Source organism: Bifidobacterium sp. KRGSERBCFTRI (genome assembly GCF_025908335.1).
The window spans coordinates 3,255,970-3,266,825 of record NZ_CP109653.1 but is presented as its reverse complement, the minus strand read 5'-3'; the positions used below and the strand labels follow the sequence as shown (position 1 = coordinate 3,266,825).

Annotated in this window: 7 protein-coding genes; 4 read left to right on the top strand and 3 right to left on the bottom strand. The window is 61.3% G+C overall.

All coding sequences use genetic code 11. From position 1 onward, the window contains the following. Positions 1-309: 309 nt before the first annotated feature. Positions 310-1,320 carry a LacI family DNA-binding transcriptional regulator gene (locus OGI63_RS13765; RefSeq protein WP_004219250.1) on the bottom strand — a complete coding sequence of 337 codons (1,011 nt, stop codon included), beginning with the start codon at positions 1,318-1,320 and terminating at the stop codon, positions 310-312. A gap of 462 nt (positions 1,321-1,782) precedes the next feature. Here OGI63_RS13765 and OGI63_RS13760 point away from each other — a divergent pair, with 462 nt between their 5' ends. From OGI63_RS13760 to OGI63_RS13750, 3 genes are all read left to right on the top strand, one after another. Beyond that, positions 1,783-2,637 carry a carbohydrate ABC transporter permease gene (locus OGI63_RS13760; protein WP_004219251.1) on the top strand — a complete coding sequence of 285 codons (855 nt, stop codon included), beginning with the start codon at positions 1,783-1,785 and terminating at the stop codon, positions 2,635-2,637. Beyond that, the gene (locus OGI63_RS13755; protein ID WP_004269248.1) at positions 2,637-3,473 is read left to right on the top strand and encodes a carbohydrate ABC transporter permease; all 837 of its coding nucleotides are present in this window, start codon (positions 2,637-2,639) and stop codon (positions 3,471-3,473) included. Before OGI63_RS13760 ends, OGI63_RS13755 begins: the two co-directional genes overlap by 1 nt. 318 nt (positions 3,474-3,791) lie before the next feature. Further along, entirely contained in the window at positions 3,792-4,394 is a 603-nt protein-coding gene (locus OGI63_RS13750) for a YesL family protein (RefSeq protein ID WP_004219254.1), read from the top strand. A 471-nt stretch (positions 4,395-4,865) separates the two neighbouring features. Here OGI63_RS13750 and malQ read toward each other — a convergent pair whose 3' ends face one another. Next, positions 4,866-7,064 carry a 4-alpha-glucanotransferase gene (gene malQ, locus OGI63_RS13745; RefSeq protein ID WP_004219255.1) on the bottom strand — a complete coding sequence of 733 codons (2,199 nt, stop codon included), beginning with the start codon at positions 7,062-7,064 and terminating at the stop codon, positions 4,866-4,868. A 445-nt stretch (positions 7,065-7,509) separates the two neighbouring features. After that, on the bottom strand, positions 7,510-9,114 hold the full coding sequence (locus OGI63_RS13740) for an alpha-amylase family glycosyl hydrolase (protein WP_004219257.1): 1,605 nt from the start codon (positions 9,112-9,114) through the stop codon (positions 7,510-7,512). Positions 9,115-9,383: 269 nt separating this feature from the next. Here OGI63_RS13740 and OGI63_RS13735 point away from each other — a divergent pair, with 269 nt between their 5' ends. Then, a complete protein-coding gene (locus OGI63_RS13735) occupies positions 9,384-10,643 on the top strand; it encodes an extracellular solute-binding protein (RefSeq protein ID WP_004219259.1) in 1,260 nt (419 codons plus the stop codon). Positions 10,644-10,856: the final 213 nt, after the last annotated feature.

Genomic DNA, 10,856 nt, shown 5'->3' with positions numbered 1-10,856 from the left:
TGGAACCCATGCTGAATAACTAGCGAGAGGAGGGCCACCCCATTGGGGTGGCCCTCCTCTTTGTGTATATGGACTTTGTGTATATGGACACGTTCCTTCTCTTGCATTAAAAAAGCTTCCTCCCTGCGTAAACGGGGACATATTCCGGTGCGGTTTTGTCTTTTTACGCAGAAAGTGCCGGGATCGTTCGCTGGCGGGGCATAAAGATGCGTAAAAGGGGACAGAATTACGCTAATTCTGTCCCCTTTTACGTCGTTTATCTTGGATCGCTTACTCCCTGTGCGTAAGAGGCGGGGGTGTTGCGAAGCGTCAGGCGACGTGCTTGGCGGTGCTCGAACGCACGACAAGTTCCGCCGGAATCGTGCGGAACAGATGCTCGGGCTTCTCGCCCTCGATGAGCTTGACGGTCATTTCAGCGGCCATCTTCGCCATCTCGATCGGATCCTGTGCAATCGTGGTCAGACCGATGTCGTTCGCGTAGAAACTGTTGTCGTAGCCGATCACTGAGATGTCGTTCGGCACCTCGTACCCGCTGCGCTCGAGTTGGAAGATGAGCGGCACCGCAATGCCGTCCTCCTGGCAGGCAATGGCGGTGGGCATGCGCTCGAGGCTCATGAGGTCGGTGAGTACGCGGCGAATGCGATCCGGACCCTCCTGCGCCACGATCACGGTGGGGGAGATTCCCGAGCCTGCACAGCATTCCATGAACGAATCGAAGCGCTGCTGCACGGAGAAGTGCAGTGAGACGTCGCGGTTCGTGCGCACGTAGGCGATGTCGCGGTGCCCCAGATTGATCAGGTGGCGCGCGGCGAGAATGGAGCCCTGTGTGTCGTCGATGTTCACGGCCGCGGTGAATCCAAGCTCGCGCGGCATCACCGAGTTGATGCCGATGATCGGCACGTTGGCGCTCGCCAGCTGGGCGATCTCGGTCTCGTCGGCGTCGAAGGAGGCGACGATCACGGCGTCGGCATTGCGTCGTACCGGCAGCATCTCGAAGAAATCGCGGCGTTCCTCGATGCTGGAGATCTGGAAGATCGAAATATCGTAGCCTTCGGCATGCAGCACCGAGTTGAGGCCTTCGATCACGGACGCCGAGAACCACAGGCGAATATGGTCGCTCATGAGCAGCGCGACGCGCATGGCACGGCCGGTCTTGAGTGCGGCCGCCGAGCGCGATGTGGAGAAATTGAGCTCCTCGGCGATGCGCAGCACCTTCTCTCGTGTGGCCGCCGACACCAGCTCGGGTCGTGTGAATGACCGGGAGACCGTGGAAATGGAGACGTGGGCTGCCTTGGCCACATCCTGAATGCTTGCGTTCACCTCTGCCCTCCTTGTTCGGGAAGCGGGTTGCCTCGCTTCGCTCGACTCTATACAGCATACGATTGCGCCCGTTGCCGCCGCGTGTGCATACCGTATTGCAAACATGTTGCATCCACATGGCTGACAGTTAATCCGGCGAGCGGTCGCGCATGGGCGGGCGTCGGTGGCCCCAGCGGCATGATCTAGGATTTGCTTAGACATTTTGCGCAAACGTTTTCAATATCAAGTCTACGCTATGTGATTACAGAAAACGCTGGAAATGCAGTAAAGATCTGTGATTTGTGAAAAGAAGCATTACATTCAACACGACACGAATGCAAACGTTTGACAGAAGATGACGATGTTGCTATCGTATGAGTACAACGGTTCTGTAATCGTTTGCAGTGACTGCAGATGAACCGGGACATGGCATTGCCCCACAGTGGTGTGGGGCGAACTCGAAGAGGAGAAAGTAGGCATGCTATGATCAGCATGGCTGGTAAGGCAATCAGACGATGGTGGGCGCTGTTCGTGCTGCCGACATTCGTCGCGTTTTTCATCGGCTTCCTGGTGCCGTTCATCTACGGCATCTACTTGAGCTTCTGCTCGTTCACCACGGTCACCGACGCCAAGTTCATCGGCTGGCAGAACTACGCGCGCGCCATCAAAGACAAGGAATTCCTGCACGCGCTCGGATTCTCCACGCTCATGACGATCGTGACCACCATAGTGATCAACGTCGTCGCGTTCGCCATTGCGTATTTGCTGACGAAGTCGATCCGCGGTTCCAACCTGTTCCGCTCGGTGTTCTTCATGCCGAACCTCATCGGCGGCATCATTCTGGGCTATATCTGGATGCTGCTGCTCAACGGCGTGCTCGCCCACTGGGAGCGCTCGCTCACGTATTCGGCGAAATACGGGTTCTGGGGCCTGGTGATCCTCGTGTGCTGGCAGCAGATCGGCTACATGATGATCATCTACATCGCCGGCATGCAGTCGCTGCCCACCGATGTGCTTGAGGCCGCGGAAGTGGACGGCGCGAATGGCCGCCAGGTCATGTTCCGCATCATCATCCCGCTCATGATGCCGAGCATCACCGTGTGCTCATTCCTCACCGTGACCAACGGATTCAAGCTGTACGATCAGAACCTCGCGCTCACCAACGGCGCTCCGCAGAACATGTCGGAAGGTCTGGCGCTCAACATCACCCGTACATTCTATGGCCGTATCGGCTGGGAGGGTGTGGGGCAGGCCAAGGCCGTCCTGTTCTTCATCCTGGTGGCCATCGTGGCGCTCATCCAGAACAAGATCACCACTTCCAAGGAGGTTGATGCGTGATGCAGGAGAAACCAAAGCACGGAGCATTGTGGACGATCTTCTTCTCGATGATCTCCATTGCCTGGGTGTTCCCCATCTTCCTGGTGCTGCTCAACTCGTTCAAAGGCAAGGCATACATCTCGCGCAACGCCTTCGCGTTCCCGGTGGGCGACACGTTCGTCGGGCTCGAGAACTACAAGCGCGGCATTGAATCCACGAACTTCTTCGCCAGCTTCGGCTGGACGGTGCTCATCACTGTCGGCTCGGTGTGCCTCATTCTCGTGTGCACGTCGATGTGCGCATGGTGGATCGTGCGCGTGAACAACTGGGCCGCCAAGCTGCTCTACACCCTGTTCCTGTTCAACATGATCGTGCCGTTCCAGATGGTCATGTTCACGCTGTCGAAGCTCGCCGACATGCTGAAGCTCAACACCCCGTGGGGCCTGTGCTTCATCTACCTGGGCTTCGGCGCCGGTCTGGCGGTGTTCATCTTCACCGGCGTGGTCAAGGGCATCCCGCAGTCGCTGGAAGAGTCGGCCATGATCGACGGCGCCTCAGTGCCACGCATCTTCTTCCAGGTGGTCGTGCCAATCATGAAGCCGTCCATCGTCTCTGTGGCCATCCTCGAGGCCATGTGGGTGTGGAACGACTACCTGCTGCCGTATCTGACGCTCGATCTGGGCAAGTACAAGACCATCTCGGTGGCCGTGCAGTACCTGAAGGGCGGCTATGGCTCGGTCGACATGGGTGCGATGATGGCCTGCCTCGTGCTCGCGATCATCCCGATCATCGTGTTCTACCTCATCTGCCAGAAGTACATCGTCAAGGGTGTCATGGCTGGTGCCGTAAAGGGCTGACGTTGAGTCAGCCCTTGGGAAACAGCGTGGTGCGCTGTTTGCAGGTGCCAGCCCGAGCGGCTGTGCCGCGAGGGCGGTGTTGGGTCCGGCCGTAGGCCGGTCAATACTTGCAGGGCCCGAGGCGGTGCCGTAAAGGGCTGGTCTTCCTTCCTCTTCTCTCTCAAGGCGACTGGGGGCGGCTTTCGGGCTGCCCCCAGTCGCATATGCCGGCATGCCGGCCTGATTCACATCAACCAGATTTCCCGAACTGCACTGGAGTAAGCTGGTGCATGCTATACGCCGGCCAGATTGTGCCCGGCACCGACGAAAGCGACGCAGATGAAATTCCTGTCTCCAGACTCCAGATTCATGCAGGGGTGGAACGATCTCACCGACGCTATCTGGATCAACATGCTCATGCTGGTCACATCGCTGCCCGTGGTCACCGCCGGCGCCGCGCTGTGTGCCGGTTCCACCGCGCTACGCAAATCGCAGCGCGGCCAGGGCACGGTCACGCGCAACTATTTCGCCGCCTTCCGCGAGAATCTCGCCAAGGCGACGCTGCTATGGCTCATCTTCGGCATCTGCGGCGCCGCAATCGCCTATTCGTGGATCGTGCTGCAGATCACCCCACTGCTCATTCCGAAATTCGCGCTGACGATCATCTGGGCCATCGGCTTCGAATGGGCATTCTATTTGCAGGCGCGTTTCGAGAACCCCCTTGGCCAGACCCTGCGCAACGCCTACGTGTTCGGCGTCGTCTACTTCCCCGCGACGCTCGCCTGCGTGGCGATCGACGTCGTGTTCGTGGGTCTGCTCGTCGCCGCATGGTTCTACATGCCGCAGGGGCTCTTCCTGCTCGTCGTGCTCGGTTACGGTTGCATGCTCGCATTGCACGTGCCGATTCTCGAATACGCACTGCGCCGGTACACGCGGCAATAGGCGCGCGCATGTCGCCGGCAGTCCCGTGTTCGACGTGTCGTGCGCGGGCCTGCCGACTCGTATCCGTTTCCTAGCGGAATGCGCTGCCGATTCGCATGCTGCATCTGCAAATCTGCTCTCAGATTGATGATGCAATGTTGGATTCGCGTGCCGCTTTTGCGAATCAGCTCTTAGATCGGCATCGGCAGCATAAATTACCGTGCTGGTCTTGCGAACCCATCTTCAGATGGGCAGCCGGAGCGCGCATTCTCGTGTCGTATTTGCAAGTCTGTTCTCATCATGGTTAGGGAGGGGGCGATTGCTGTGTCGAGACTGCAAGTCTGCCCTCACCATGGCATGGAACGGCGTTGCTGGCAAGCCATGCCGAGACTGAGATTGCAAAAACGGCACGAGAAAGGCCCATGGGCGCGGAACCCATGGGCCTTTCGCATATGCAACATACGCAGTGTGATATGCAGTGTGTATGCGCGCCTACTGATTAATGCGGTTCATGATCTTCGCCAGCGCCTGCACGCGCGGCGACTTGAACACCTCCTGCGTGGGCACCACCTTGAGATGCTCGTCGGCGAGCGGAATACGCCAGTTTGGGTACTGCGTGGACGTCCCCGGCTGGTTCTGCGCGCGCGCCTCGCCCACGCCGTCCACGAGCGCGGCCTGCAGCAGCAGCGAAGGCGCGTCGGTGAGCATGGCGTGCATCGCCTCGACAATGGTCTGCAGATTGTCCGGCACATCGTCGGCGGCCTCCTGACTCATCCAGCCGCCCTGCACGAGCAGGTCGAGCATGGCCTGCCGTTCGGCGAGCGCGGATTCGCGGAACTCCTCCACCGGCTCGGTGAGCAGGCCGAGCTCCTCGCGCAGTTTGACCTGCTCGAGCATGAGATAGCCGGCGGTCGGCGGCAGATCGTGTGTGGTGACCGACGAAAGTGAGTATGTGCGGTACGTCTGCGGCATCGCGTACGGGTCGCCGGCGTTGGGGGAGTCGTCCACGCGGGCGAACCACTCCACCGTGGTGCCGAGCAGCCCGTGTCGTGCGAGCACATTGCGCACGAAATCGGGCACGGTGCCGAGATCCTCGCCGATCACGATGCCGTTTACACGCGTGGCCTCGATGCTGAGCACCGCGATCATCGCATCGTAGTTGTAGGTGACGTATGCGCCGCCCTTGGCGCCCTGGCCGGCCGGGATCCACCACAGCCGGAACAGTCCGAGAATGTGGTCGATGCGAATGGCGCCCGCATGTTCGAACATGTGGTGCACCATCTCGCGGTACATGCGGTAGCCGGTGAGCTCGAGATAGTTCGGGTTGAGCGGAGGCTGGCCCCAATCCTGACCCTGTTGATTGTAGAAGTCCGGCGGGCAGCCCACCGTGACGGAGCCGACGGCGAAGCGTTCCGGGTTGCCCCATGCGTCCGCACCGTAGGAGTGCACGCCCACGGCCATGTCCTGCATGAGCCCGAGCGACATGCCAGCGTCGCGCGCGGCACGCTGGGCCGCGTCGAGCTGCTCCTCGGCGATCCACTGCAGCCAGCAGGCGAACTCATACAGATCGGGATGCTCGGTTCGCAGCGCCTGGATGCGCGGATTGCTTTTGGCGGTCATGCGGAACCAGGAGTCCGGCTCCCATGGCTCCCCGAGCACTTCGAATGCGACGCTCCACAGTGCCCAGGTGTCGAGGTCGGCGCCGGCCTTCTCCTTGAACGCCTCGAACGACGCCTGACGTTCCGGGGAGCGCGGCTGCCTGAAGATGATTTGCAAGGCGGCGCGTTTCGCCTTCCAGGCGGCGTCGAGATCCATCGGCGACGATTCGGTGTTCATTGGCGCGACCTGCTCGTGCAATGCGCGTACGGCGGCGGCGTCCTGCTCGTCGAGCTCGGCGAATTCGGCGATGTCCTGCGGGCGAATGTAGGTGGTGTTGATGAAGCGGCGCGACATCGGCGAATACGGCGACGGTTCGATCGGGCTCACCGGCGCGCTCGCATGCACCGGATTGATGAGCATGAAGTCGGCACCCGAGCCGGCGGCGTCCACCAGCAGTTCGCGCAGGTCCCCGTAGTCGCCCACGCCCCACGATTCGGGGGAGCGCACCGAATACATCTGCGTCATCCATCCCCAGCGCTTGTGCGAGGCGAGGGCCTCGGGTACCGGAATGGATGCCGGCGCGCACAACAGTGTGACGTCGACGTCGCGCTCGCTGCCCGTTTCGCCATCGCGCACATGCAGTGTGTGGTAGCCGATCTCCAGATTGTCGCCGATCGCGAGGTCGTAGACGTCCACGTCGCCATCATGCTCGCGGAAGGTGAGCGAGAGGGCATCGGTCGCGTCGCTGCCGTCTTCGAGCGTGAGTCCGATGTGAGGCTCCCCGTGCTTGGTGTGCAGCGGCGTGCTGGCGGGGGTGCCGAGGAACTTGACGACGGTGGGCGCCACCAGGCGTTCGTGCGCCTCGTTGCGTCGCGCGTTGAGATTGATGTCGACGAGCTCCGGGGTGGAGGCGTCGACGCCGAGCGCGCCGAGCACCGAGATGAGCACTGCGTCGCGAATCTCCACATAGGTGCCGAGCTGGTCTATGTAGCAGGTGGCCACACCGCACCCCTTGGCGAGCTGGATGAGCGGTCGTGCGAGTCGCTCGGGGCTTTCCTCACGGCGCGGGGGTGCTGAATTGATCTGAGACATGTCGTTCCTTCTGATATGGGTCATGTGTGCGCAGTTACGTCATTGGAGTGCGCTGCCGATTTCAGTATAGCGTGCTATGAAATCGTTTGCAAGTATAACATGAGGGTGCCTGTTTCCTTTATATTCCGCGAAGATATGCGAATGAACGGAATTTGATCCATGTGGTTTTTACGTGTTCTTCACGCCCACGTTTGCAGACTGTACCCGCCGGCTCGGCCGGCAGTTGGCGCGCGCATGGGCGGATTCGCCGGCTGCGCCGTGCGTGGCTGCATATCGTTGCGGAGCGCGATGACGAGTCCATACCACGGGAAGGAGGCGTTGGTGGCGGATTATGCTACCGATTGCAAAAGTCGGGCATCAGATTGCACTGAATAGGCAATGACTACGTTTTCATCCAGCGCTGAGGGGCGCCGGCCGGGCGACTGCGTACGCCCGGCCGGGACCGTCACTGCAGCACGGCGAAGGATTGCGGGGGCAGCGTGAGCGTTGTGCCATCGAGTACCGCCCCACCAATGTTCAGCGTGATGGTGCGCGTCTCGGAGCCGTCGTCATCCGGTAGCGTCACGGTCTCGCCGTCGCGCCCCGGATTGACCGCCACAATGGCGGAGACGCCGTCTTTCGCGCGCTTGAACACGAAGGGGCGCCTGCCTTCCTCGGCGAACAGCACGCTGAAGTCCGCATCCGGCGCAAAGGCCGGGGTGCTCCTGCGCTGTTCGAGGGCCGCGTGCATATGGTGCCAGAGCGAGTTGCCGTCGGCGACGGCCGCCGCGACTGTCGGCGCGTCTTCGCGTTCGTCCACGGGCAGGTAGAGGGCGTCGGCAGCGGCTTGCGAGAAGCCGTGGTTCGCGCTGTTGTCCCACTGCATGGGCGTTCGCGAACCCGTGCGCGTGTAGCCGCCCTCCTTGCCGGGCAGGTTGCGGTAGCGCATGCCGATCTCGTCGCCGTAGTAGATGAACGGCACACCCGGCATCAGGAAGATCGTGCTGTAGGCCAGGGCCAGCTCGCGGGTGGTCAGGCGCGGCACCAGACGCATGGTGTCGTGGTTGCAGGTGATGAGGTCGAAGTAGGCATGCGCCTTGCGCGCCGCTTCGAGCCGGGGTTCGTATTCGCCGAGGAACGGCACGATGCTGGTGCCGGAATCGGCGTTGAAATAGCTGTGGTCGCCATCGCGGAGCATGGGGGTGTCGGTGTCGCGCAGCAGCATGCTATAGCCGTTGGCTACGCCGTCCCAACGCCAATCCAAGTAGAAGTCCATGTCGAAGCCGGCCTCGAACGCCTCGTCGGGGCGTCCCCATTCCGAGACGAATGCGGCTTCGGGGTACTCCCCGCGAATCTGTCCGAGCATGTACTGCCAGGTGCGGATCGTGTACGGCTTGCCTTCGTCGTCGCCTTTCACCAGGCTGTCGGCCATGTCCACGCGGAAGCCGTCGGCCCCCATGTCGAGCCAGAAGCGCATCACGTCGAGCATCGCGTCACAGGTGCGCAGCGCCTCGTCGCCGAGTGCCGGTGCCTGCCAGCCTTTGCGCGGGTGGGCGAAACCGTAGTTGAGTGCCGGTTGGAATGCGAAGAAGTTCACGATGTACGCGCCGTCGCGCGCCTCCTCGCCGCCGATGAACGGCAGTCCGTCGCCGCCCTCGATCCAGTTGCCGGTCCAGATGTAGCGGTCGTCGTACAGATTCGGCGAATCCGTGGCGCTTTGGCGGAACCACGGGTGCTCGTTCGACGTATGGCCGGGCACGAGGTCGAGCAGCACGTGCATGCCGCGTGCGTGCGCCGCGGCGAACAGTGCGGCGAGATCGTCGTTGGTGCCGTAGCGTGCGGCCACTTTCTTGTAGTCGCTGATGTCATAGCCGGCATCGCGGAACGGTGACTCGTAGAGCGGGTTGAGCCAGATCGCGTTGCATCCCAGTTGCAACAGGTAATCGAGGTGTTCGATGATCCCGGGGATGTCTCCGATGCCGTCGGCGTTCGAGTCCGCGAAGCTCTGTGGGTAGATCTCGTAGAACGTGGCTTGGTCGAGCCATTGCGGAACCTGGTGACTGCTGCTCATGCCGTATCTCCTGCCGTATATGCCGGGCTGCCGTGTTGCAGTCCGTGCCGTTTCGTCTGTTTCATGCCCGGGATTCGTCCCGCGGCTGTTTTTGACAACGTTTGCAACTATGCGCTACAGTATAACCACTGAGCGTTGCGCGAAACCGTTTTCATTGAGAGTCGTTCACCGACGAAAATGACTAGACTGTGAAACAGTTTCAGGGAGACTCCCCGAACGTGATGCCGAGGAAATGCACGGTGTTGCATTGTAAGGAAAGGAAGAGATCGATGAAGATCGAATGGAAGAAGGCAGTAGGCCTTGCGGCCGCTGTGGCCATGATCGTCCCAATGGCGGCTTGTGGCGCCAATGGCGGGGATTCCAATGCCGCCGACGGCTCGAAGCCGTCCGAAACGCAGTCCGCGAACCTGACCGTATGGGGCCCCTCCGAGGATTCCGAGTGGCTCAAGGACATGGAGGAGGCCTTCGGCAAGGCCCACCCCGAATACAAGGTGACGTGGAAGAACTCCGTGGTCGCCGAAGGTGACGCGGCCAAGACCGTGAAGACCGACCCCACCGCTGCCGCCGATGTGTACATGTTCGCCAATGACCAGCTTGGCGATCTGCTCGACCAGAACGCCATCGCCCCGGTCAACGACGTGGTGGCCCAGCAGGTGAAGGAGCAGAACTCGCAGACGATGGTCGATTCGGTCACTGGTACCGACGGCAAGATCTACGGCGTTCCGTACACCTCGAACACGTACTTCATGTACTACAACAAAGACAAGTTCTCCGCCGACGACGTGAAGTCGCTCGACACGATGCTCGAGAAGGGCAAGGTCGCCTACCCGCTGTCGAACTCCTGGTATATTCCGGCGTTCTACCTCGGCGCAGGCATGACGATGTTCGGCCCCAAGGGCACCGACGCCAAGGCCGGCATCGACTTCGGCCCGAACGCCGACGCCGTCTCCGAGGCGCTCGTCAAGCTCGTCGCGAACCCGAACTTCACCAACGACGACGGCACGCTCGGCCTCGCAGGTTTGAAGAACGGCACGCTCGACGCCTACTTCTCCGGCTCCTGGGATGCCGCGAACGTGCAGAAGGCGCTCGGTGACAAGTACGGTGCGGCCACCGTCCCGACCTTCAAGGCCGGCGACAAGGACTACCAGATGAAGGCCCTCGCCGGTTCCAAGGCGATTGGCATGAACCCGAACACGAAGGCACCTGAGGTCGCCTCGGCATTCGCGGCGTTCCTCGGCTCCACCGAGGCCCAGAAGAAGCACTGGGAGATGCGTCAGATCATTCCGTCCGACAAGACGCTGACGAACCTCGAGGGCATGTCCACGTCGCCGTACGTGCAGGCACAGCTTGACACGATTGCGAAGACCTCCGTGGCCCAGCCGACCATCTCCGCGATGTCCGCCTGGTGGACCCCAGCCGAGACCTTCGGCAAGGCCCTGGTGAGCAAGCAGGTCAACGACGGCAACGTGAAGCAGAAGACCGCTGACTTCATGGCAAGCGTGAAGAAGGACGTCGCCAACAAGCAGTGATGCCGCTCAGCACACTCTGGTGACTGGGCGGGGCGTCCGGCCCGATGCCGGCACGGCCGAACCCGGTCCGTATATGTGCGGAAAGCTGAGGGGAACCTGGGCTTTCCGCACATTTGCTCTGTGCGCAACGCACAGACAATGCACATTCAAATCACTAGTTATTCGGATTCCCAATGCCGGTTCGGCGCCTGCACGCAACTGTCGCGTGAACCG